The 22,724-nt window shown below is 61.6% G+C and carries 26 protein-coding genes; 2 read left to right on the top strand and 24 right to left on the bottom strand.

The annotated features are described in order from the left end of the window. Nucleotides 1–500 precede the first annotated feature (500 nt). Complete coding sequence (locus Q9K01_RS13000) at nucleotides 501–872, top strand: hypothetical protein (protein ID WP_305930569.1); 372 nt, start codon at nucleotides 501–503, stop codon at nucleotides 870–872. Nucleotides 873–912: 40 nt separating this feature from the next. Here Q9K01_RS13000 and Q9K01_RS13005 read toward each other — a convergent pair whose 3' ends face one another. The 17 genes from Q9K01_RS13005 to Q9K01_RS13085 all read right to left on the bottom strand — a co-directional run bounded on the left by Q9K01_RS13005 (nucleotide 913) and on the right by Q9K01_RS13085 (nucleotide 15,210). Further along, complete coding sequence (locus tag Q9K01_RS13005; protein ID WP_202392059.1) at nucleotides 913–1,164, bottom strand: hypothetical protein; 252 nt, start codon at nucleotides 1,162–1,164, stop codon at nucleotides 913–915. A gap of 709 nt (nucleotides 1,165–1,873) precedes the next feature. Next, nucleotides 1,874–2,440 (bottom strand): hypothetical protein, encoded by a 567-nt coding sequence (locus Q9K01_RS13010; RefSeq protein WP_063612689.1) that lies wholly within the window; start codon nucleotides 2,438–2,440, stop codon nucleotides 1,874–1,876. Between the two features lie 404 nt (nucleotides 2,441–2,844). Next, on the bottom strand, nucleotides 2,845–3,459 hold the full coding sequence (locus Q9K01_RS13015; protein WP_063612691.1) for a cation diffusion facilitator family transporter: 615 nt from the start codon (nucleotides 3,457–3,459) through the stop codon (nucleotides 2,845–2,847). Between the two features lie 450 nt (nucleotides 3,460–3,909). Then, complete coding sequence (locus Q9K01_RS13020) at nucleotides 3,910–4,914, bottom strand: DUF2493 domain-containing protein (RefSeq protein WP_063612692.1); 1,005 nt, start codon at nucleotides 4,912–4,914, stop codon at nucleotides 3,910–3,912. Between the two features lie 1,172 nt (nucleotides 4,915–6,086). Continuing rightward, the gene (locus Q9K01_RS13025; RefSeq protein WP_063612693.1) at nucleotides 6,087–6,275 is read right to left on the bottom strand and encodes a hypothetical protein; all 189 of its coding nucleotides are present in this window, start codon (nucleotides 6,273–6,275) and stop codon (nucleotides 6,087–6,089) included. A gap of 14 nt (nucleotides 6,276–6,289) precedes the next feature. Next, nucleotides 6,290–6,556: a hypothetical protein gene (locus Q9K01_RS13030; protein ID WP_149036581.1), complete on the bottom strand. Its 267-nt coding sequence runs from the start codon at nucleotides 6,554–6,556 to the stop codon at nucleotides 6,290–6,292. A 60-nt stretch (nucleotides 6,557–6,616) separates the two neighbouring features. Beyond that, the gene (locus Q9K01_RS13035) at nucleotides 6,617–6,952 is read right to left on the bottom strand and encodes a single-stranded DNA-binding protein (protein ID WP_063612695.1); all 336 of its coding nucleotides are present in this window, start codon (nucleotides 6,950–6,952) and stop codon (nucleotides 6,617–6,619) included. A gap of 598 nt (nucleotides 6,953–7,550) precedes the next feature. Then, nucleotides 7,551–8,063: an RES family NAD+ phosphorylase gene (locus Q9K01_RS13040; RefSeq protein WP_340324275.1), complete on the bottom strand. Its 513-nt coding sequence runs from the start codon at nucleotides 8,061–8,063 to the stop codon at nucleotides 7,551–7,553. A 46-nt stretch (nucleotides 8,064–8,109) separates the two neighbouring features. Then, entirely contained in the window at nucleotides 8,110–8,610 is a 501-nt protein-coding gene (locus tag Q9K01_RS13045; protein WP_063612697.1) for a DUF736 domain-containing protein, read from the bottom strand. A gap of 151 nt (nucleotides 8,611–8,761) precedes the next feature. Further along, entirely contained in the window at nucleotides 8,762–9,109 is a 348-nt protein-coding gene (locus tag Q9K01_RS13050) for a hypothetical protein (protein ID WP_160728985.1), read from the bottom strand. A gap of 191 nt (nucleotides 9,110–9,300) precedes the next feature. Beyond that, the gene (locus Q9K01_RS13055) at nucleotides 9,301–9,669 is read right to left on the bottom strand and encodes a DUF3768 domain-containing protein (protein WP_149036583.1); all 369 of its coding nucleotides are present in this window, start codon (nucleotides 9,667–9,669) and stop codon (nucleotides 9,301–9,303) included. Then, nucleotides 9,662–9,844: a hypothetical protein gene (locus Q9K01_RS13060; protein ID WP_227819749.1), complete on the bottom strand. Its 183-nt coding sequence runs from the start codon at nucleotides 9,842–9,844 to the stop codon at nucleotides 9,662–9,664. The genes Q9K01_RS13055 and Q9K01_RS13060 overlap by 8 nt, the downstream gene beginning before the upstream one ends. Before the next feature lie 75 nt (nucleotides 9,845–9,919). Beyond that, complete coding sequence (locus tag Q9K01_RS13065; RefSeq protein WP_227819750.1) at nucleotides 9,920–10,246, bottom strand: hypothetical protein; 327 nt, start codon at nucleotides 10,244–10,246, stop codon at nucleotides 9,920–9,922. A gap of 154 nt (nucleotides 10,247–10,400) precedes the next feature. After that, nucleotides 10,401–12,071 (bottom strand): ATP-binding protein, encoded by a 1,671-nt coding sequence (locus Q9K01_RS13070; RefSeq protein WP_063612700.1) that lies wholly within the window; start codon nucleotides 12,069–12,071, stop codon nucleotides 10,401–10,403. Between the two features lie 111 nt (nucleotides 12,072–12,182). Continuing rightward, entirely contained in the window at nucleotides 12,183–13,274 is a 1,092-nt protein-coding gene (locus Q9K01_RS13075) for a phosphoadenosine phosphosulfate reductase domain-containing protein (protein WP_063612701.1), read from the bottom strand. Then, on the bottom strand, nucleotides 13,271–13,906 hold the full coding sequence (locus Q9K01_RS13080) for a DUF7007 domain-containing protein (RefSeq protein ID WP_063612702.1): 636 nt from the start codon (nucleotides 13,904–13,906) through the stop codon (nucleotides 13,271–13,273). The genes Q9K01_RS13075 and Q9K01_RS13080 overlap by 4 nt, the downstream gene beginning before the upstream one ends. Before the next feature lie 47 nt (nucleotides 13,907–13,953). Then, on the bottom strand, nucleotides 13,954–15,210 hold the full coding sequence (locus Q9K01_RS13085; protein WP_160728984.1) for a hypothetical protein: 1,257 nt from the start codon (nucleotides 15,208–15,210) through the stop codon (nucleotides 13,954–13,956). Nucleotides 15,211–15,305: 95 nt separating this feature from the next. Here Q9K01_RS13085 and Q9K01_RS13090 point away from each other — a divergent pair, with 95 nt between their 5' ends. Further along, complete coding sequence (locus Q9K01_RS13090) at nucleotides 15,306–15,803, top strand: hypothetical protein (protein WP_063612704.1); 498 nt, start codon at nucleotides 15,306–15,308, stop codon at nucleotides 15,801–15,803. Here Q9K01_RS13090 and Q9K01_RS13095 read toward each other — a convergent pair whose 3' ends face one another. The 7 genes from Q9K01_RS13095 to Q9K01_RS13125 all read right to left on the bottom strand — a co-directional run bounded on the left by Q9K01_RS13095 (nucleotide 15,804) and on the right by Q9K01_RS13125 (nucleotide 22,605). Continuing rightward, the gene (locus Q9K01_RS13095; protein ID WP_063612705.1) at nucleotides 15,804–16,007 is read right to left on the bottom strand and encodes a hypothetical protein; all 204 of its coding nucleotides are present in this window, start codon (nucleotides 16,005–16,007) and stop codon (nucleotides 15,804–15,806) included. A gap of 12 nt (nucleotides 16,008–16,019) precedes the next feature. Beyond that, nucleotides 16,020–16,610 (bottom strand): DUF6927 domain-containing protein, encoded by a 591-nt coding sequence (locus Q9K01_RS13100; protein WP_305930570.1) that lies wholly within the window; start codon nucleotides 16,608–16,610, stop codon nucleotides 16,020–16,022. 41 nt (nucleotides 16,611–16,651) lie between these two features. Then, nucleotides 16,652–17,293 carry a hypothetical protein gene (locus tag Q9K01_RS13105; RefSeq protein ID WP_063612707.1) on the bottom strand — a complete coding sequence of 214 codons (642 nt, stop codon included), beginning with the start codon at nucleotides 17,291–17,293 and terminating at the stop codon, nucleotides 16,652–16,654. 46 nt (nucleotides 17,294–17,339) lie between these two features. Next, on the bottom strand, nucleotides 17,340–17,732 hold the full coding sequence (locus Q9K01_RS13110) for a hypothetical protein (RefSeq protein ID WP_179408515.1): 393 nt from the start codon (nucleotides 17,730–17,732) through the stop codon (nucleotides 17,340–17,342). Next, the gene (locus Q9K01_RS13115; RefSeq protein ID WP_063612709.1) at nucleotides 17,701–18,639 is read right to left on the bottom strand and encodes an ArdC family protein; all 939 of its coding nucleotides are present in this window, start codon (nucleotides 18,637–18,639) and stop codon (nucleotides 17,701–17,703) included. Before Q9K01_RS13115 ends, Q9K01_RS13110 begins: the two co-directional genes overlap by 32 nt. 79 nt (nucleotides 18,640–18,718) lie before the next feature. Beyond that, nucleotides 18,719–20,794, bottom strand: a complete 2,076-nt coding sequence (locus Q9K01_RS13120; RefSeq protein ID WP_305930571.1) for a ParB/RepB/Spo0J family partition protein — start codon at nucleotides 20,792–20,794, stop codon at nucleotides 18,719–18,721. A gap of 80 nt (nucleotides 20,795–20,874) precedes the next feature. Next, the gene (locus Q9K01_RS13125) at nucleotides 20,875–22,605 is read right to left on the bottom strand and encodes a strawberry notch C-terminal domain-containing protein (protein ID WP_340324276.1); all 1,731 of its coding nucleotides are present in this window, start codon (nucleotides 22,603–22,605) and stop codon (nucleotides 20,875–20,877) included. Nucleotides 22,606–22,724 lie beyond the last annotated feature (119 nt).

The raw sequence follows: 22,724 nt of genomic DNA on the forward strand, positions 1-22,724 counted from the left end.
AGGGAAGCGCGTTTGCGGAAGAAAGATATTTCGGCGCTAACGCGCTGATGTACCGGCATATTCCGATCATATCGCTTCTTTCGTCTTTCGCCGAAATATGTTTCGGGAGCGCCATTCTGAACTAAGTGGCTGTTCCAAAGCCTATTTTGTCCCGAAAAGAGCTACGGCGCAGCCGTGTTCGGTGTGCATAAATCAGGGACTTGGCGGTTCTTCTCTTGGTCTGCTGGTCTTGGGGGAGTCGTAGAGGAGCTGGTCATCCAGCTGGAGGTGCCGGCTTTCTAGCCGGAATGAACCTCACGCTTGGTCCGCAGGGCTGATCCTCGATACTGCCAGGGCGGACAAGAGTGGACCGACAGGTCCACGTCGATCGTGACCCGCAGGGCCGAGACAGGCATCGCCCGGCTCGGTGGAGCTTGATGACGAGACGGCCCTAGCGAAGCCAGGGCAGTGAGGAACCTAGCGCAATAGAGCGCGGTCCTGAGCGGCGCAGTCCGCGAAGGATGGGCCGAAACCCTCCTTCCCGAAACGATAAAAGAGCGAGAGCAGATCGCAAAAAAACATCTCGAAATTGCAGTCAGGATCGGCCATCAGATTCCACCTCGATCATTCCGGAAATGGAGTTGAAAATGGTGTCGAAAGTGGAACGCGAACGGGCGGCGTTGGAAGCGGCCGAACAGGACATTGCCGAGCGCAAGAAAAGGCTCGCGCAGATGGAGAAGGAAGAGGCCGGAAAGGAGCTTGCGCGACTGGTCCGCAAGGTCGGGCACGAACGGTCCGTGAGACTGTTGGAGCTGGCCGTCAGCGTGAAGCCGAAGAGCGCGATAGAGGCGCTCGAAAAGATGGAGCCTGCGGGTCAGAAGCAGGCGTCCTGATGGGCGGCGTCCGAGAGGTCTCGGCGGCCGCCCATACCCGTCAGTATTGGTCGTCCATCTTGCCGGTTGCGGTGTAGACTATGTCGTCGATGAGGTGCATCGGGAGCTCGCCGTAATCGCCTTCTTCTATCAGGATGTAACCTTCCTCCGTCTGGACGACATGGACGTCGAAGAAGGAGTGGTAAGAGCGCCGCTCCGCTTGCAGAGTCTTCTCATCGAGTGCGATTGTATCGGTGTTGATCTGGCGCGTCGTGGCGGTGTCAGCTTCGAATGTTTCCGTGGTGTAGCACATGGGTAGCCTCCTGTCGTTGGCGGCTCGTCCGCCATGCCATGAATCAGCGCTCCGGCGGTGCGCGGGTCACCGGAGCGAAGCGGAGGGGAAACGAAAATTGATCGAGTGGTGCGGAAGGTGCGCAGCACCTTCACGGTCGGTCCATTTTCGTTTGACCCGTGCATGGCCGGAGTGCTCATGGCGATGGTGGCGGACGGGCCATCGGCGGGAGGCTTAGATTATCTCTGCACCGCATGTTCGAGGCGCTGCCGGGATGCGCCAGTGCTCCGATTGGCTTGCATGAGAAAAGGGTGCCGCGGCGCGTGGCCGGGCACCCTTCCCCAGGCATCGTTCCAGCGGGGAGGCTAGTCGCTGGTCGATGGGATTTCGCGAGAGGCTGCACTCTGTTCGATCGGGCAACACTGCACGCAATGTGGAACGCCGGTGACGGGATGCGGCTGCATGACATGTCGTTCGCCCGAAACGCAGTTTTCGGTCAAGCCTTCGTCGGGTTCTGATCCCATGATCGCGCCGGTTTCGATGTCGATCCTGTCGAAGTGGTCATCCCCTTCGTGCTCGCATTCGATTCAGGTTTCACGATCGTAGACGCCGCCCAGCTCCCGTCGCTGATTGGTCTCGTCCCAGGCGGCCCACGCGTCCTTGCAAATCGATTCCGAACCGCAGTTTGGGCACCGCATCTTTAGCTTGGGGCGAGGCTTTGCGACCGCGTTCATGAGGCCCACGCCAGAACAGGACGTTGTTCGCCGCAATTCGTGAATGCGAGGTATGCCAGGCTGTCGTAGATCGGCATGATCTTTGCGCCGCGGAACGCGTCGTAGGTGCGATGGTTCTGCAACAGGGTCCGCAGGCTATCGAGCGTGAGTTCGCCGGCATCCGCATTGTCCCGGCCGAGCGCGAACAGCACCTTTCCCGCGAGGTCTGGTCCCATCATCAGATCGCGCGCGAGAGCGATATGCTCGGAGACCTCGATCGTGATCGGAGCGAGACGGCCGAGGTGCCGGACGCGCAGCGTTCGCCCGAGAAATTGCGCCTCCTCGACAATCGCGATGATCTCGGCGCGGTGGTCGAAGCAGGCCGTGAAAGCGGCCATCGAAAGTGAGTTCGCGTTGATCTCGAAGTTGAGCGGCGCAGCTCCGAATTCGTTCGCATCGACGTCCAGTGCGATATCGCTTGCATGAAGCCGCCGTGTCAGCGCGGCGAGTTCGAGCGCCGAAATTTCGGCGGGCGTCGAATGAAGCTGGGTGCGCGTGTCTTCGATGCGGAATGTGACGAGCATCCTTGCCTCCTATGATGGCTCGTCTCCCTCCTTCCCTCTCCCCTTTGATGCGCTGCCCTGGCATTGTCGGATGAGCTTGCCGGTTGCGCAGAGCCGTCGGCATTCGGCTAGGCGACAACCTGCTCCGGCAAGTGACCGCTGTCTCAGGAGGATTGTGATGGCGAAGCGCAGGCGAACGTATGTTCGTCAGCGAGCCGGAGCGATGCGGTCGTGGTCAGCCGTTCGAACGCGAGGGTTTGATACCCGAGGAGGGCGACGATATCCGCAGCGGCCTGTCTTTACGTGGCGGTGGCACTGACATGACTCGCCTCGGCAGGCGACACCTCCATGTCGGAAAATTGGGTGGGGAGCAGAATGGCAGCTTTTGAAAACGACGTTCCGGAAAACCGCCGTTGAGCGAAAGACTATCCTAACTTGCTCTCTAACCGAGCTTTCTTCGCATCGCGAAGAATTTCCAGAGCTTCCTTGACAACATACAACCCTATCGCTGCGCCCACGAAGAGGTCGAAATAGCCGATACTGGTAAGCAGAACCGCAACGCCTGAAGCAATGACAGCAGAGTTGGCTACGATGTCCGCGCGCGTAAAAATCCATGCCGCGCGGATATGGACCTCGTCCCGTCGCTGCTTACTCAATAGGCGAAGAACAATGATGTTCACGAGAAGCGCGACCAGCGCGACAGCGATCATCCAACTGCCTTCGGGAGTTGACCCGACAATCGCACGTCGGACGACATCCGCAAGAACTCCGATGCCGACGAGCATGAGCAAGCTACCGCTCAGTGTTGCGGCTTTGGCTTTGAAGTTTGCGCTTCGCCCAATTGCTGCCAATGCAATCGCGTATGCGCTTGCGTCCGTCAGCATGTCCAAGCCGTCTGCGATCAGGCCAGTCGACTGGGCGATAATGCCCGTCGTGGCTTCGACGACGAACATGATGCCGTTCAAGATCAATGCGATCCACAAGGCACGGCGCTGCTCTTTCGTTTCGGCTTCGGTTGGTCCGCACCCACAATCGCTCATGGATTGCAGATAACCGAGTGTCGCAAAGCCGTAAACACGTGGTCCCCCAACGATCTAACCCGAGAACACGTTGGTATTGCCCATGAGCCTGCCGACAACTCGATCACGGCCGATTACGGCGATTTCATTCGGAAATGGCTGTGACTGCAACGAGGTCGGAAGTTGCCAGCGCAAGCCATGTTGAATGCCACCGCCATTTACCCGCAGTCGACTGGCCTGACCGCGAAGGCTCCAGAAACATCTAAATCCGGGCAAGGCAGCCATGCCGGTTCGGCCAAGGCGGACCGCGCTATGCGCAGGCGACTGAATAGTCGCCAGCGAGCAAGTGATCGCCGGGGTCCTGTGATGCGCCCACACGGGCGACGGGGGCTCGATGCCACCCGAGCCCGTTCTGCTGAGACAGAAAAGGAAGGGAGGCCCCGGCTTCCGCCGGAGCCTCCCGAGAGGCGCTCACCCGAAGGTGGACGCGCCGACCCGCTGCGTTTGCGGCCGCTGATCGGCGATGCGGCGGACGTGAACCGGCACGCCTGCCTGCCGCAGTCGCTGTGCCAGGTTCGACTGGATGCCGGAGCCTTCGCCCACGACTGCTTCGACCGGGCTCAGCTTGACCATGTTCTCGTTGCGGAGGAACGGAGCGCGGTTGCCGTGGCGTCGGTCAGGCATGAAGAGGATCGTCTGCACGCCGTTCTTCTGTGCCCATGCGTTGGCCATCGCGTCGACACCCTTGCGCATTCCGGTCGTTCCGAGGACCATGTTGGGCACGCGCGACTTGATGTCGTCGAGGATGTCCCAGATCATCTCGTAGTCGTGCCATTCCTTCATACCGCCCGACACCACGACCAGCGGCCCTTCGGGCTGGAACTGCGCCCTGCGGTCCTTGGCCCGTGCGGCGAGGAAGTCGCGTGCCTGGATCTGCGAGGCGGTCACGCCGTTCTTGCTGACCTGCGATCCGCGGGTGGCGGTGAACGGACGTCCGGTCTCGACCCGGTATAAGTCCGAAGCGTGATCCCGCATCGCCTCGAGCGCTTCGCGGCATCCCTGAAGGGTCTGCACCAGCATTTGCGTCTCTTCGAGCTCGACCGCGTAGATTTCGGAAGGATCGAAGTGGCGAGCCATCTCTCCCAGCTTCTTCGCGGCATCGTCCTCACGTCCTTCGACCAGGCGGGCTGTCATGTGGAAGGAATTGACCATCCCCCAGGCGAGCTGCTGGGCGAATTCCTCCATGCGGGTGTCCTTCAGGACGTCGAACACGGTGCCGATCGCCAGTTCTACCGCAGCCCGGGCCATGTCCGGATCGGGCATCTCGGCGGCCATCGGCTCTTCGACGACGCTCAGCTTCGCCATGTCGCTCTGCTCGAGGAAGGCGCCATCATACGCGGTGGTAACATCGGAACGGGTGTCTGCCAGTTCCATGCGGGCGTTCGCGAGATCGGCGAAATTGTTGAACTTTTGCATTGTAAGCCTCCATTGGTTTTGTGTCCGTCATCTTGTGATGACGGGGTCCAATGGTGCGCAGCGGACAAGCGAGGTCAGGGACGTTGACCGGGAAGCCGGCACGTCAGTGCCGGACCCCGGTTAACGCCTACGGGCCGTGGGGGAGCCGATTTTTTCCCGTCTGCTGAAAGCAGACAAATGCGGGGAAAAAATTGGGGGAACCGCGGATCCTTGACCGGATCCTTGCCGCAAGTATCCTTCGGACCCCATCACACGAGGATGCAATCAAACACACCCTCCCCCTCCCCTTTGCTTGAGAATATCGGGCTCCCGCAGGAGCTGCGGCAGACAGGCCGGGGCGTCTCGCGCGCGCGGCAACGCCAGGGGTCGTTGCCCTCGCGCGGCCGCTTCGGACGCGAGCGGCGGGACCGAGAGCCCGCGGTGTGGAATCATAAAATGGAGGCCCGACCGTAGGCCGCATCGCCCTCTTTGGAGCGCGGAAGTCTGTTGGACGCCAGTTAGCCTTCGAGGCCATGCGGGCCGCAGGACGAGCCGATGCATTCTGCCCCGCTCTTCTGGCCGCAGCGCGATAGCGCGGTGCGCGGCTGTCCCGCCATGCGATCGTGACCCGGATGGGCCGAGACCCGCAGGGTCTCGGTGGAGCTTGATGACGCGGCGAGCCCCAGCGAAGCCAAGGCCGCAAGGAAGCTAGCGCAATAGAGCGCGGTCCCGGCCGGAGGACGGGAGGCGGCAACTATTATAGTGTCACCTGCGCAAGAGTCTCACTATCCTGACGACGATCATGGAGCGTCCAAGGCACTTAAACAGTCTCGGCTATGTAATTGCAGGGAGCGCCACTGAGCGCGCGTCCTCCCAGGCTATGATCGCATGAGGTGAGAAGCCGCGAAGAGTGGGACCAGTACCTTGGAAAAAGCGTATGATCCTTTTGGTTCGGTAATGCTGGAACCGCTGCAGCGCGAACTTGATCTGTGGGCGGCCACTGGGTTTTCGTTGGGGTAAATCTATGGCGAAGAAGCGGATCTCTCGGAGTTCTTCAACAACAACCCTCGGTCAATTCAACAGAATGCGGAAGGACCGACGCTTCAACAACCTGCGTTGTACGGCGCGGGCGGCTCTGGCCCCCGCCCCGGCACAGCTGGTTTGCAACATATACGGCCGCTCGTAGAGCGCCGTCAGGGCTCCCACACATAGGGGACATAATCGTCCGGCTTCACGACGTAGTAGCGGGCGGAATGCGGCCCACTGTGAAGCTGGTTCATGCTCTGAGCTTTCTCTTCGGCGGCCCTTGCACTCAGGCCGGTCGAGACGACGCGGTCGCTGATGTGGTCGCGGCCGAAATTGTCGATCGCGATAACTTGCATGGCGAGATCTCCTTTCAGGCTGCGCGCGGAAGCGTTGCGGCGATCTCGGCACGTTGTGCTTCAAGCGTCGCGAGATGGTGAACATAGATCGGGCCGAATGCGAGCGTTTCGGCAAGATCCTCGTCGGTCTCGAGAATGTCGAACGCGGTGTTGCGATCGAGTGCATCGAGATCGATGGTTTCCAGAAGCTGTTCGCGACGTTCTGCGAAGCGGGTGAAGTTGTTGAGCTTGCGTTGCGCATGTGCGGCGTCGCGCTCGGCAAAGAGACCGAAGTCCTTCATGGCCATTCTCCTGCGATAGATGGTGAAAGGGCGGCGCTTTCGCGCCGCCCCCCTGGTCGGTCAGATGAACTCGACGTTTTCGGCGATGATCTCGCAGCCGTAGCGATCGTTGCCGTCGGCATCCTGCCAGCGCGAGTAGTGCAGGCGGCCGGAGACAGCGAGCTGGTCGCCCTTCGACTTGTGCTCGCGGAGCGGAAGACCCATGCCGTTGAAGACGGTGATCTTGTGAAACTCGGCGTCCGTCTTGGTGTAGCCGGTTTCCGGATCCTTCTGGACGCGGCCGTCGCGGATGACGGGACGTTCGGTGACGAGCAGCAGCTCGGTGACCTTGGTCTTGGCGCTGTCGCGGGCGATGGGGTCCTTCGCCAAGCGGCCCACCAGATTGATGTTGTTCATTTCGTAATCCTCCATTGGTCCCGGCGGACCGTCCGCCGGTGCCCTCAACGAGCCCCGGAAGGAGGGATGGGTCACCGCGCACTCGTGCGCGGGAAACCTCGAAAATCGAGGTGGTGCGGGCAGCTCGCGAAGCGAGCAACACGGCTCGCATTTTCAGGTTGGCCTTAATCCCGATCGGAGGGGCAGGGGCACTAGGCGGCGGACGGACCGCGCAGGGAGCAATGGGACCGATCCGAGTATCGACGACGACCGGCATGGTCGCTTGGCCCGTAGGACCTTGCTCGCGACTTTAGCGAGATCGCGCCAGCCACGCTGATTTCGGCTAACCAGTGAATTCGGCCACAAGGCCGTGATATCCGGTTCGAACCGCTACTCCTCTGGAGCCGGTCGCAGGATCATCGTCTCCGGGCGTTTCTCGCGGAAGTGACCATGTGAGTGCCCCTGCCCATCGGACGCTATGATCGTGCCGGGAAGCCGGGGGCTATACGCTGACATGGGAGCATCCAGAACGCAGTTCGCGGCGCAGGGGCGGTGCGCGAGGGCCGCTCAGTTTGGCCCGAAGCCCGATCGACTGTCTGCTACAATTGGATAACGGTTTTCAGCGCCACGATTTGTCGTTTTTCGGAAGGCGGCGGTCCTGATCGACTATGCGTAGTATGGCCTCGCTGTTCAGGTTCCAGGCCCATAGTGCGACATTCTCGAGGCCATTGTGCATGGATGCATAGGACACTCCATGAAAACCGTCGGCAGCAAGGGTATCTGCCAGATCCCAGGTCGGGGCTTGGGTCTGCTCCACTACGTGTGTGTACCAATTGGTATCGAGCAAATCAGGGGTGATATCGTACTGGGCGTGTGTGTTCGGATCACGTGTATCGAAAACTCTGGCATTGCGCAGAACGTAGGAGATGAGCGTGACAGGTTTGAACGGGTCTAGACTGGGCTGGCTCTCGAGCATCGCTGTGGTCGGGTCGGCACTCAGATAGAGCATTTCGACTCCTGGCGGATTCCAGCGTCCTCCGTTTGAAGCGGCTCCTGCACCGCTCAGAGGCGCGCAGGAGCTGGCCGCAGTAAAAAGGCCCGCCCGCGGGGTCGCGCGGACGGGCCTTCGCAGTTGGCCTGTGCGGGAGGAGTCGCACCGGCCCGGGGGACGCTGTTGGTCAGGCGTCGGCGGTCTCCTTCGCCTTGGTCTTCGCCTTCGGCGAGGGAGCGGTGCTCTCGCCCAGGCCGTCGCCGCCGACGGTGGAACCGGGCTGCTCGGGCTCGCTGCCGGTCGCGGTCGCGTTCAGCGGCGGCAGCGCCTCCTCGCCTTCGCTGGCCATGCCGGGGAGCGTGCGCTTGCGCTGCGGGCGGCGCCAGGCGACGTTGTAGGCGCCGTCTTCCTGGCGGAACATGGCGACGTCGATCGGCTTGTCGAGCGAGGGATCGTCGACCCGGCCCGAGAGGAACACCTCGCCGGTGTCGTTCGACGAGTATTCCCACAGCGCGCCGACCTTCACCCAGCTGCGGCGGTCGGCCGACAGCGCCATGACGTCGAAGGCGGGGGCGCGCTCGTTGGTCGAGACGAACTCGCGCAGGGCGATGGTGGCAGCGAATGCCATGGTGACGATGCGACCGATGTGAACGCCGTCCGCATTGGCTTTGAGGGTACCGATGTTCATGGGAAGTTCTCCTGATGCTTTTGCCCGAACCCCTTGTCCGGACCACCTTCCTTCATCCCTCCTTCCCCCCGGGCGCAGCCCGGCAGCGCGCGAACGCGCGCAATCCGCACCCGGACCCTAGGGCGGGTGCGTCACCGACTTGTGGTGGTTGTTAGGCCAAGTCGCGCTTGTCGCGGGCTTCGAGACGAGCGAGGAAAGCCCTCGCTTCGACTTGATTGGGCCCGTCGGTTTTCGCGAGCGTCTTCATTCTGTCGATCTCGAGACTGGCGGCGGTCTCGGCGGGAATGTCGCAGTAGGGCTCGAGCAGCCTGATCGCATCGATGGGCCGCGGCAGTTCGGCCTCGACGGTTCCTTCCCACAGGATCGGAACCTCTTCATCCTCGTCCTTCGGGTCAGTGGCGAAGACCTGTGCGAAGAAGGTACGCAAAGGACGATCCCAGCCTATCCATGCGGATGTCGCGGGCACGCCGTCTCGCAGCTGAAGCTGATGGCGGCTCATGCTTGCGTCCTCGCACGGCGGTGGTCGCAGTTGCGCCTTGCCCTTTCGATACTTTTGATGGCGTTTCGCACTTTTTCGAGGACGCGTGGGCAGTTCGTTTGGCGGAGTTTGGTTCGTGCCGCACGCAGATGGCGCAGCGCGCTCTCAACGCTCGCATGGGTTGAATCGTCCGCTGTCCTGATCGTCATGACTCAGTAGTCCTCGGGTTTCATGAGCGTAATCGCTCGCCGTGTCTCTGCCGCGTTCGCCGGATCTTCCGAACCGTACTCGAACGCGGCGTCGTAGTAGTCGATTTTCATCATCACCTTCACTCCGTCGACCTCGAACCAGGCCATGTCCCTCTCGGGTGAATCGTCTGAAAAGGTGCAGTCGCGCATGGCCTTCATGATGCGCGCCTGTGCGAGGATGTCGTTGCGGCGGGTTCCGTCGCTGAGGCTGTCGAGCAGATTGAGCGTGAAGATAATTCGCGCGGTACAATCGAGCCCGAGCCGGGCGCGGTCGTTTAGAGTGGCGATCCTTTCAGTCGTCGAAGGTGGGGGTTGAACAAGCATGTCAGGCATGGTGGATCTCCTGTGCGTGGAACCGCTCGAGCCAGGTCGACATCGGTTCGCGAGCTTCGACGGGTTGCTGCGCGGCGCGCTCCTGGAAGGCGACCAGGTCGGACGGGGCGCTCTCGATGATGCGATTAATCTCGGCCTCTTCGAGGAGCGCTTCGCCGTGGATGAAATCGGTCATTCGTCCGGGCCGCGTCTTTGTCGACTTCCGCTATAATCCCTCTACCGTCTTGAGCCGCGGCGCCGCGCGCCCCGATCAGAACGATCGTGCGCAGCCATTCAGCGGATAGTGCGCGGACCTCGTCGGGTTTCGTTGTCCGTCACGCGGTGACGCATCGTAACCGATGTAGCGCACAACCTTGGCGCCTTCCGCCCAGGCGTCGATGGCTGGTTGCCAGGGCTTGTTGAAGGCTTCCTGCGGGGCGGCCTTGTATTCGAGACTGCAACTGTGCCGCTCGAAGGCGATCGATGGGGGGCACCCGTTGGTTAAGAGCAATTCCGTGAGGTCGCGATATGGCGGCCAGTTCTTGGAGCGCTTGGCCTCGTAGCGCACGACTTCGTACGCGATGGAGCGCTCCGCCATCCAGCGCCCATGATTTCTTGGAAGGCGTAGATCTCGATTTTCTCCGCGCCGGTGTCCGCGGTGAGGACGAGATCGGGGGCCTCGCGATTTGCCAGCTCGATCAGCAGGGCGGTGCTGTCTACGCCGATACCATAGCAAAGAACGCTTGATGGCTTCACGTCGCCTGCTCCAGATCGGAAACGGCCACATCGATCGGGCTGTCGTGCGTAAAGCCGATCGTTACGCTTTTACCCTTGGGCAGAGTCCACATGATGCGCGCCACCGCGTCGCGGAATTGGGATGCGATGGCGGCGTTCTCGCCGACCAGGATGCGGTATGCGAGCTCTCGTGCGTCCCGGAGGAACCGGTCGTGCTGTGTGTCCCAGCTGTCGGCGTCGGAATCGTTCCAGGCTGAGAAGCACGCGTTGTCTAGGAGGTCCACGAGGCCATCGGGCTGAAGGCTATCCGATGACACGTAGGCGATGGTAACGTCCTCGATCCCGTCGGAGCAGCAACCGTCCGGGAAGGTGAGAACGATGTCGGCTTTCACCCGTTCGCGCTGAGCGGTGCTGCAGCCTTGCTCCTTGATCGCGTATTCGAGGTGGATTTCCTGCGCGGCGCTGATCGCGGGGAGGGGCGGATCGGCGGCGATCGCGTCGACCGTGTGGATCGTACCATCGGCGTGCACGATGAAGGTCGGATCGCTGAGCTCGCGCAGCTCGTCATACCAGCTATACCCTTCGAAGGCGGTGTTACGATCGACCAGTTTGGCGCGGATTGGAGTGCCGTGCAGCGCGCGGGCAATGATTTGTCCGAAATGCGCTTCTTGGGCGTCCATCAGGAATTCCTCACTGGTGATCGTCCGGCGCTGCCCGGCCTCGCTGCCGCTTTCGTTGTCGGCAATGTCCGGTTCCCACGCATTGAGAACGGCCTCGGCCTCCGCGAGGTTGATGCCGAGCTCGGCGGCTCTGCGGTAGCGTTCGAAGCTGAGGCTGTGCGACGTCTGGGCCGCGATCGCGCGGTAGCAGGCGGCCTCGCAGGCGACTTTTAACGCGTCCAACCCGGCGTTCTCCACGAATTCTTTGCGTGCCGGGAGAACGAGCTGCAGTTCGGGCGTATGCCCGATGTCGATCCGGGCGTGCATTTCTTGCTTGCCGATCTGCGGTATTTCGAAAAGCCGCGCGAAGACAGCGACGCCGTGGAAGTTCACCGTCGGTGCCCGGTGATAAGTTCGGCCTTGGAAGACGCCGATACGACTTCCGCGCCAGTCTTCGACATGGATCGCTCCGCAGAGGAAATCCTTCTTGGGCATTTCCTTGCCATGAAAGCAGACGGGCACCGGGAAGAATTGCACGGCTTCCCGAAGGGCGTTTTCGGCTGTGCCTTCGTCAACGCCGGGGACAACGAATGAGACTGAGGTTCCCGTGGTCCTGTTGGAGCGGTCGACAACGATATCGACGTCTCCCGTCCAGGCAGCGGGCGCGATTTCGATCCGCCAGGCATCGCTCGACGAGCTAGGTCGGGATTCGATCACCGTTGCCTTACCGGCCAGGCTGAACACGCCCATTCCTGCGGGGTCTTCGCCGTTGGCGACGGCGGCGTCCCATCGCGATGCTCCCAAGGCGAGAACGCGTACCGGATCGTCAATCCCGCAACCATTGTCGTCGAGGGTAATTCGCAAACCGTTCTTTTGAGGCGTCGTGGTGACGTTGACGACGCTCGCGCCGGCCCGGCGAGCGTTCTGCAGGAGTTCGTTCAGGATGTCGCTTAGCGAGCCGTTGAACAGACGCGTTACCTTTCCGATCGTCTCGGGGCTCACGCTCGCGCGAATGGGTTCGTATTTCATCGGGTTCCTCCTTGTCGGACTGATTCCCGTCTTCCTCTCCCCCTCCTCTTTGCCCGAGATGGCCTGAAGCGATGGCGCGGGCGTTGCCCGAATTTCTTCGTCGGTGGTCGATCAAGCCGCCTTGGCGGCGTGAAGCTCGGCAAATCGCTCGCGGATCGTCAGCGCGTCGGGCCAGTGGTTTACGAGGTTGTGCGTGGTGGTCATTTCCCTCCGCACGCGGTGAATGGTGTGTGCTTCGTCGAGCGTGGGAACGCGCGGTGGCCACCCCTTCATGAACCGGAGGTCGTTGGGTAATTCGCTCTCGATTGTACGGCGGCGTTCCGCCATCAATTTGGCTTTCCTGATCGCAGCCGTTCCCTGCGCGTCGAGGAGCTGTGGGCTGACGTCGGCTAGCCAGCGCCCCGGTTGGAACGAGAATCCGGATTTGGCCTCGATCCCGACGATGGCGCGATAGGCCGGGTGGTTTCCCTCGCATGTCGACGAGACGGCGAGGTTGTTGAGTCCTGCGAGCACGCAGTAGCTGCAGCTCAATCGGTCCGCTCCGCGGCCGTAGGCCTCGTGCAGCGGGATGCGGCGCGTGGCGTGATAGGCGAACACGTCGCGCGCCGACCATTCGACTATCGGATGCCACGTCAGCATGGTCGTCCCTGCCCGGTTTCCGATAGGCGCAAAGCGGGTATCAGGCTTGCTGATCGGGGCCTTGGACCGGACGATGCTTTCCTCGCGGCGAATGCCGACCACAGAAATGACGGTTTCCCCGGCAAACCTCTTCCTGAGATTTGCGCCGATCGGTTGCACCTTGGTCTCACCCGTACAGAAGCGCAGGCGTGCGGAGGAAAATGGCGGCACGAGCTGGTACGTCTCGAGGTTCTCGTATCGGCGGAGCGAACTCTTCCAGCGCTGTTCCCATCGCTGAACAAGCCCGCCGGCCTTGCGCCTCACGACGGATAGGTCGACCGCGAGCATCGTCGCGATTGTTTCGACGAAGCCTGATGTGGATGGCCATTCGATCATGCCGAGATCCGCATGGATTGCATGGCGCCGATCGCGCGGATGTCCGATCCGGTCGAGGTAGGCATCGACAACAAAGGCGGCCGCGCTGGAATCCTTCCCGCCCGAAAGGCTGTAAACGACGTGTGTGCCATCGGACAGAGCCGAGGCGACGGCGTCGTCGATGGCGATGTCGTTAACCTGCGTGGTCATGCCACTCTCTTCGACCGAAGCTCGGCGGGCGGATCGATAATTTCATGCGGTATCGAGGCGAGCATGGTGACCTCGCCGCGCTGGGCGTAAGCATCCTTGTCGATCAACGCGCAAACCTCATCGTCGGCGTACGTTGGGCGCCCGAGGTGATTTACCGACGTGAGCCGGCGAGCGATGACGCCGGTCTTACCCTGCGGGACCCAATCGGCCCAATCGCCCCACGCGCTGGTCGTGCAGAACTCGCCTATGGCGGCTTGGTATGCTGCACGAGTACGCAGGATATGCGATTCATTGGGCGCGACGGTTTCGCTGGTATGCGCCGTGAACCGGTCTGAGTGCCAACACCGGGCGGTGTCCCGCGCGAGCTGCAGGAAGCCTGCAGTGCAGGTTTTCTGCTGTGCAAGTTCTCCTTCGAAAGCCAGGTAGACCAGACACCAGTCGGCGTCTTCCTCGTAGGCGTTCTCATCGAGACGGAGCACATCGGGCATTGCGTCCTGTCGCGCATCCGAGAGGAGAAGGCCGCCGTGGCTGGCCGTCATTACGGACCAGATGCCCGGTGCGAGCTGATCGGCCTGCTGGATCGCCCCCCAGGGCGAATTTACCGGTCGTGGCGTGGCGGGGAATACTGACATGAGCGAAACCTCCTGATTGTTCGCTCAAATCCTTCCCCCTCCCCCTTTCAGCTTATGATCTGTCTCGCGCGTTCGGCGATGATCTGTACTGTGATCTCATCCAAGGGCAACGCTACGACCGGGCCTATCTCGAGAAGGCGCTCGTGTTCTATGCTGCGCAGTTCGAGATAGCCGCTATCGGCAGACTGGAGGATCTGCAGGGCGAAGGTAATCTGTCGCTGCGACGCCTGGTCTTTCACCGCCACAAGGAAGTCAGGTCTGGCTGAACCGTGTTCGGTCTCGATATCAAAGAGGATTTTCTTGACCGCCATGCGGATGCCGTGACGCCGTAGGCTGTATTGCGCTTTCTGGAGTTCCAGCAGGATATCCCGATCGTGGTCTCGTTCTGCCGGTACGAACTGGTTGCCGGTGAATACGGGCTGCGCATAGGCCCGCAAAGCTCGGTAGCCCTCACGCTTGCTGTGTTCACCGACGACGGCGAGAACTAGGAAAGGGGGCTGGACTTCGGCTCGAATGATTCCGGTGTGCTGTATGCGATTTCGGATCTGCACTGTGCCGAGCCCGGTCACGATCTCGCTGCTTGTCACCTCGCTCGCTTCAAGAAGGAGGAAGGCCTGCGGCGCGTATTCTTCCGGCCAGTCGTCTTCGGCCTCGCGCAGCCTCGCATGGACCTTGCATTTCTCGTACTCGATCGCGTTCGTGTAAAAATGATGAGCGAGCTTGATGCCCGGGGCGATTTCGAACTGTCCGGCCACCTCGCGCAAGCGCCTCATCTCTGCGCTTATCGAGCCGTCGCGCGGACCCTCTGGCGGAAGCTCGCGCAATACGTTTGATCGCGCGCGTTCGAGCAAAAGCCAAAGGAGTTTGCCGAGCCTGGGGATGGCGACGCCGCGGGATCGGTCGTCTGGCTCGCTTTCATCAGGTTTCTGGGCGAGCTTCTCTGGCGCTTTCTGGTGCGCGTTGAACAGTCCCTTGGGCTGCTTGATCTCGTAGAGTGTGTCGCGGCCGGTTTCGCGGATACGTTGTGGCGCTTGCGGCATGTAGAACGGGCACCTGGGGCTGTGGCTCGGACGAGCGGTCAGGCGGCGGAGATAATAGGTTTCCTGGAAGCTGAGATAAGCGGGGCTCATGAGCGGCGGCGATCGATCTTCCGCCAGACAGTCGCAGGCTAGCCATTTACCGTTTTCGCGTGAGGTCACGACGAGCGAGACCGAGGCTCGGTGATCCGCCTCGTCGCCTTTGCCGATATACCATCGCACCAGCGCCGCTTTCAGCCCGTCGCTGATAGCGACGCGGTTCGTCATGCCGCTGGTATCTTTGGGTATGAGCCACATGATCTAGACCAGTTGACGCGCCTCTTTGTTCACTCTATGTTCATCGCATAGAGGAGTTTTGCGTGATGAACAAGGCATTCGCGGTTGGTCGGTTCGATCTGGATATTGCGCTTCGCGATGCGTCGCTCGACGAGATGAACCGCGTTGCCCGCCGGTCGCTGGCGAATGCGTCGATCGGCGTCGAAGCGTTCGACGCGTATCATTCGGCCCGAGAGCTTTTCGAGACTCTTGAGGCCCTTCACGAAGGCCAGCGCGGAGCCAAGCGCAAGCTCGCCCAGGTTCTTTCTTGCGAGTGCGACGATTATCAGCGTTGTCTGTATTACACGGTTGCCGGTCGCGGTGTCTTGCAGATGCTGGACGATCTGGAATGGCTGATCGACCTGCTCAAGGCGCGCTGCGAGGTTTCTGCCGGTCTCTTCCGTTCAGGGACGCTGCCGCTCGTGCAGATCAATCCTTACGTCTCGGCCGAGCCGGATGGACCTGTACCGGCGCGTGGTGGCGAGTTCGAGCAGGGCGCTTCGTGGTTCCTGGATCCGGCCCTCGGCGGCCAAGTCGGCGAGTAGTCAGAGCAGGATCACCTGCAGCTCGAATGTTGCCGGATCATGGCCATGCGACGGCATGACGCGCAGCGGCTGCAGCGGGCACTCGGTGCGCACGACGGCGTGATCCTCGCCGGTGGCTTCCGAAAGCCGGAGCGCAAGCCTTTCGGCGTTGTTTCTTCCGCATAGCTGGCGGCGTCTGGGATCGAGACTTTCGCATTCCATCATGGAAAATCCGGTTCATGCGGCAGGGAAGAAAGTCTTCGCGACCTTCGGTTCGCGGACGATCTCGAACCGGCGCTCGAGAAGGCGGGAGATCTTAAATCGGCCGCGACCGTCGGTTAGCGTCAGGACGGTCTTCTGCCCTCCCCGCCGAAATCGAAACTCGCGATGTTCGCTGCCGTCGCTGAAGCGCATGGGTGCGGGGAACCGGATGAGGTCACCGTCGCCGAGGCGCCGCCCCTTGAGAGCGAGCAATCTGTAGCATCGTCGCCTCCAGTCGAGCGCCCAAGGATGGCTTGTCGGTGTCAGGAGCTCCAGAACACTTTTCGGGCAGGCCGTTTCGACGGGCCCACATGTTTCGTCGAGGTCCTTGTAGGCGAATATATACCCGTCGGCAGCGCGAGGATTCCAGCGAACGAGACACACGACCGCTGTGATGTCGATCGTCTCGTCATGTTCATCGTAGCGCTCGGCGGCGGCGTAATAGGCTGATCCTGAATAAACGCTCTTGAGCACCCTGAGCGCGCGAAAGGGCGTCTCATCCGCCGCCGGATGTTCGTAAGTCAGCTGAGCATCCAGATAGGCCTTCGGCGTGTCGTAGGCACCCATCCCCATTCGGGTCATTGAAAGCCATCCCATATCGGTTTCCTTCAGATGAGGCCGGCTTGCGCCGGCGCCGGGAGTTTCAGTTCGCTTGCGATCCGTTTCGCGAGGGCCGGAATGTCTTGCAGCACCGTGATCGGGGCCTTGCGCATCGTGGCTCCGGGCGGTTTCCAGTGCGGGTTTCGCCAAGCTACACCTGGTTCGCCGAAGCGCTCAGGGGAAATGCGGATATACAACCCTCTCGCTTCCAGCGTGTGATCTCCGGCAAGCGATTCCTGCGGCGTCGTGTATCCGAGGCGATAGTCGTTGTGCGCCATGCCGAGTTCGAACGCGATCATGCGGAGGGTCCGCGATCCTTCGCGGCGATAGTGGCGAAGCTCCTCTTGCCGGTAGTCGATGCCGCGTCGTACCAGCGCCACGATCGCGGGCGATCGCTTCAAGTCTGCAAGCTTGTCGATGCACTGCCGTCGTAGGTCTGCATCCTCGGTATCTTGGCGGGTTCGCACCCCTTCTGCGATCCGGGAGAGATGCCGCGTAAGTAGGAGCACCGCTGGACAATCCGCGGCCGATCTTCCGGCAAGGCGAGCATCTTCGATCGCCTCGTTGAGCGCGCGGATCGCAGTATCGTATGTCGTTAGACCATCGGGCTCGAGGGCTCGGCGGTAGCGGTAGTCGATGTCGCAGATCATGAGTTCGCCCTTCCATTGCTGATGCAATGGCCCTCTCCCCCTCCCCTCAATGCAGCGACCTAGATATCGCCGTGAGCGTATTTCCTGGCAGCGGCTCGAAGGCGATCGGCTTGAGAAATGCCTCGGGTGCGACCTGCTCGAGGATCCGAGCGATGGCGGAAAAGGCGACGCCGGAACCCTCGGTGGAGACCACCAGCAATGATCTGCCGTCCTCGTGTCCTGAAAGGTTCCATCCGGCGGGACCTTCGCCCAGAAGGCTGTCGAGTACGTCGCGGGGTTCTCTGGCCGGGAAGTTCAGCAGCATCCGCCCCCTGAGCGCCGGTCCGATCAGTACACGCTCGCCATCCACGAGATCAGTTGCGTATTGATGGAGTTGAGCGAGACGCACGATCGCCTTGAGACCCGGTTCAAGCGTAAGCTTGAAGTGTAGCCGTTTCATGGCCCTTCTCCTCAGCTTCGCTGTCGTATCCGGAGAACGCTGCGAGATAGTTGAAGGCCTGGTCGGCCTTGGCGGCGGCGGTGATGATGGCGCTCTTGTCCGACTTCAGGATGTCGAGCCAATGGCCGATATAGCTGGCATGGCTTTCGTGCAGATCGGCGGGAAGGCCGAGCTCGTAGCAGATGCGGGCCGAAATCTGTTCTGCGACGAGCTCTTCGAAGGCGTAACCTTTGTCTCCGAATCGTTTTCCGAAGGTGCGGGCAAGCCTGCTGGGATGGCCCGTCCAGTGGCCCGTTTCATGGGCGATTGTCGCGACGAGGCCATCCTCATCGACGAAGCTGTGCCGGTGAGGCATCTGGATGAAGTCGCTGCCTGGGGAATAGAACGCCCGATCACCGCCATAGCGGACCTCGGTCGGAATGGGTGCGAAGAATGCGTCGATCGCCGCCGCTTTCTGCGATGGTGTCGGAGGTGCCTCCGGGACCGGGTCGGGATAGAAATGGGCCGGCAGATCGTCGATCTGCGACGCGTTGAAGACGGAGTAGGCGCGCATGAATCGGATCGTTCGCGAAGATTCCTCTCCTGTAGCCCGATCGACCTCCGTTTTCTTCGTCGTATTGAAGTAAATGCTTGGTTCGGCAGCTTCCCCCCGACGGACCTGTCCGCCGAGCTCCTGCGCCTGGCGATAGGTCATCCAGTAGCGGGATTCGTATCCCATCGCGTCTGCAGCGGCCCACAGGTAGAGCCGGTTGATGCCGGTGTACGGCACGCCGTTCGCGCGCAGCGGCGCGCCGCCGGCGCCGGTCTTCTTCCAGGGGCGGCGCCAGGGCAGCGTGCCCTCTTCGATCTTTCGGATGATTAGGTTCGTAATGTCTTGGGCGACGTCGCGCTTTGCGGATCGTTTCATGATGTGTCTCCGGGCATGAAAAAGGCCCGGTCGCTTGGTGGAGCGGCCGGGCCAGTGCATCAGGAGGGTTGCGGCGCCTTCAAGCGTCCACCGCCGCTTCTTCGTCGACGTCTTCGGGTTCCTCGAAGGTCGGTTCTCCGTTTGCGTCCGCGAGATCGGTGTCGTCGTCGGGTTCGACCGGTGTATCGTCCTCGCCGCCGGGATCCTGAGCGAAATCGAATTTCATCGCTTCGGGCAGCCAGGCGAGAGCGCGTTCCTTGATGTCTTCCTCGACGATCGCATCACCGGAAAACAGCTTCTCGCATGTCTTGGAGAGTTCGGCCTTCTTGGAGGCGGCGTACCGGGCCGCGAGTTCGGACCCGCCGATGTCGATCAGCGCAGCGAGGCAGGACGTCTTGTTGATGCGGTCAAAGAGATTCTCCGAAGTCGGCCGCCACATGGCTGCGACGTCGACGTCGAGGATACTTCCGAGGACCGCATGAATCGGATGGTATTCCGAGTTGTAGCCCTTCTTCGCCTCCAGCGAGACCGCGACTACGTAAGACAGCCATGCGGCCTTGGTCTCGTCGTCGAGTTCGCGGAAGGCCAGGAAACGCTGGGCGACCTCCTTGGGCTCGTGCCAAGTCTTGTCGAGTGCATCTTCCGCCTGTGCGAGGATGCCTTCGGCTGCCGACTGCGGGATGTCACCGTAGGCCGGATCTTGGGGCTTGCCCGCCTTGAGCGAGGTCCCCTTGCTCTCGTAGCTGCGATCGTCGCAGAGCGCGAAGATGGCATAGTCGAGCGCCAGTCCAGGATCGCCGAGAAGCGATGCGGCGAGGATGTTTCGGCGCTGGACGGAGAGCTCGTCGAACAGCTTGGCGCTGATCGGCTTCTCACCGCCCGGGGCGACTGCTTCGGGGGTCGACGGGCGAGCGGCCGAGCTGCCGGTGCTCCCGCTGGTCGGCATGTCTTCGCTGGTCGCGGTGATGTTGCCGTCTTCATCCTGCTCGAAGCTCAGCCGTTTCTCGCTGTAATAGTCGCTTTCCAGGACCATTTCGCCTTTGTTGGTCAGGATGAGGAAGCGTCCGGCTTCGCCGTGCCATTCCTCGGGCAGCTCACGGACCGGATTGTTGAGATCGTCGCGTTCGTTCGACAGCGTGTCGTATTCGACCTCGAGTTTGTCGAGATCCACGCCGTCTTCTTCCTGCGCGCTCTCGTCCTCGAAGATCGCGTTGATGTCGTCCATCCGTGCGTCGATCTCGTCGATGCGAGTGCGTGCCTCCTCGGAGAGCGGCGCAGGAGGCAGGCGCACCGGATTGAGGCCGAGTTCGCTGCGGGCGCTCCACGAATTGGTGGCAGCGACGGGGTTGATCCAGGCGAGCCCTGTTTCAGCCGCCACACGTTCAGCCTCCGCCTCCATCTTGGCACCCGCGAGCTGATGCGCGATTTCCACGTCGATCCAACGATCATCGGCCGCTTCGCTGAAAAGGTCGCGTTCGATCTTGCCACCGGCCGCGACATAGGTGTCTTCACCGACGAGAAGCGCGATCGGATCGTTGCCGCGGAGCGAGCCATCCGCGATCATTCGCCGGATGGCGTCCGCGCTGGGGTTCCATGCGTGGCGCATCTGTTCGAATACGCGCAGTTGTACCTCGTGCTGGTCGGTTGCGGCGTAGGCCTTGGCGATGTCCAGCGTGATGTCGCTGGCTGCGAGTGCTTCGAAGATTGGACCGGCAAGGTTGGCGAGGCGCAGGCGCCCGTCGACGAAACGCTGCGTCAGTCCGAAGCGCTTCGCAACCGCAGCCGTATCGCCGTCTTCTTTGATAAAATGCTGGAACGCCTGGCATTCCTCAGCAGGCGTCATCTGCAGTCGCTGGAAGTTCTCCGCCAGCGAGACCTCGCTCGCATTGTGTTCGCGGCGATCGATGACGAGGCACGGTATTTCGAAGTCCGCGTCCATGGCGCCCCGCTCGACGATGCGGTGCATGGCCCGCATCCGCTTCCCGCCGCCTATCACCTCGAAGCGGCCGCGCTTTTTCGCCTTGGCGACGATGAGGTTCTGCAGCACGCCGCGCGCCTCGATATCGAAGGACAGTCGCTCCTCGAATTCGGAATTGGGCCGCTTGCAGACATTGTCTTCGCTCTGATCGAGCTTGCTCAACGGGATGAGTTGCATGATCGTATCTCCTGATGGTCGACCGGCGATTCACCGGACACCAATCCCCCTCCCCCTCCCCTTTGACCGGGCATGAGCCATCAGAGAGGCGCGAGAAGAGCCCTGACGACGGGTTCGGGATTGTCGGCCGGAACGAAGATTCTGGTGCGGTACGCGATGATCTCGGTGAAGCATCCGATGGTCTTTAGCCATTCGATCTGATCGGCGGGGACTCCGGCGATTTCGATGCGAAGATCCCCTGCCACGCGCGAGCGCTTCAGGACCGCGCCGAACGGCTGCTCGATGGTGATGCTGCGGTTCTCCCGCAGTGCCTTCACGACAGCCTCATCGGTGAGCTTCACGCTCGAATTGACACCGAACGCCTTCAGCACGTCGGCGACATCCGTGTCGTAGACGATGCGGCCGAGCCAGCTGCGGCCTTCGAGGTCTACGATGCGGTTGACCTCGAGATAGTCGCGGGGAAGGTTTGACCAGATCGGCAGCAGCAGTCCGGTTGCGAGGTGGATCGTCTCGGTGTGCAAACGCGAAGCGCTGTCTTCGGCCTCGGCCAGCCACAGCTTTGCGAAGCGAAGCTCCGCACATTCGACCCAGGCGGATTCTTCGAGGTCACGCAGCTGATGATATTCGCGGCGTAGCGGTCGGTGCAGGATGACCCGCTGGATAAGCTCACCCTTCTCGGTCATGAAATGCCGTGAGGGCTCGCACAACGCCGCCTTGTCGCTCTTCGTGTTGCGCATCAGGATGCAGCCGTCCGACCATTCGCGTCGCTCCAGCACCCTTTCTAGTGTGGTCGGCTGATACCGGGTCGTCAGATCGATTCGAAGCAGATGCGATGTCGCACCGGTGCGCTCGTCGGTGCGAAGGATGATATCCTCGTCGACGCTCGCGCTTTCGACTTGGATGGTCTCGATGCCGACATCCAATGTGCCGGCATCGCGCGCGGCGGATATCCGAGCTTCCACCAGGGCCAGGAATTCGTCGAATATCGCGTTCTGCATCGCGATCGGTAGGGCGAGGATGCGATTGAGCCAGCGCTGGATGGGCGGAAGATCCTCTTCCAGGATGCCGTCGGCGGAGGCGATCTTAAGACCACTGCGTTTCTGGAAATCGACCAGCGTGGCGCTGGTGAGTTTGCCTTCGGCTAGGAGGCCGAACCATGTCACGAGCGCCGCCTTGGCATATTCGCTTTCGAGGTTGTCGGCCGGGTCGAACAGGTTCTGTCCGCCGGTCTGGCGCTGGCCGCGCGTGAGCGCGCCCAGGCTGTCGAGCCGGCGCGCGATCGTACTGGTGAAGCGCAGCTCGCCCTTGCAGTTTGTGGTCACGGGGCGGAACAGCGGCGTTTCGGCCTGATGCGTCCGGTGCGTGCGTCCGAGACCTTGGATGGCGCGATCGGCCCGCCAGCCCGGCTCGAGGAGAAAATGCACGCGCTGGCGCCGGTTATCTGCGTCGAGGCTTGCGTGGTAGGAGCGGCCGGTTCCGCCAGCGTCGCTGAACACCAGAATGTTCTTGCGCCCGTCCATGAAGTGATCAGTTTCGGACTGGTTCGTACGCGCCGACCTCGTTTCGAGTTTCTGGCTCCCGTCGCCCTGCGTTACGAGCCGCTTGGTGCGTCCGGTGACTTCGGCGACCTTCTCGGTGCCGTAGTGTTCGATAATGCCATCGAGGGCCGGCTTGATCGGGGGAAGCGCGCAGAGGTGCTCTATGAGCCGCTGCTTCTTCTCGATTGCTTCCGCATTGTGAACCGGTCGTCCCTCGTCATCGAACATTGGCATCGAACGCTCTTCACCGGTATCGTCGACGAAGACCTGCATCTGCTGGGTGGGAAAGGCACGCTCGAGATAGTCGATGACGTTTTCTTTGCAGTCGCAGTTTATGTCGAGCGTCGCAGTCGGAGGCGCGGGATTGCGTCGGTTCGTCATGATTTTACTCC

Source organism: Qipengyuania benthica, assembly GCF_030717865.1.
Classification (GTDB): domain Bacteria; phylum Pseudomonadota; class Alphaproteobacteria; order Sphingomonadales; family Sphingomonadaceae; genus Qipengyuania; species Qipengyuania benthica.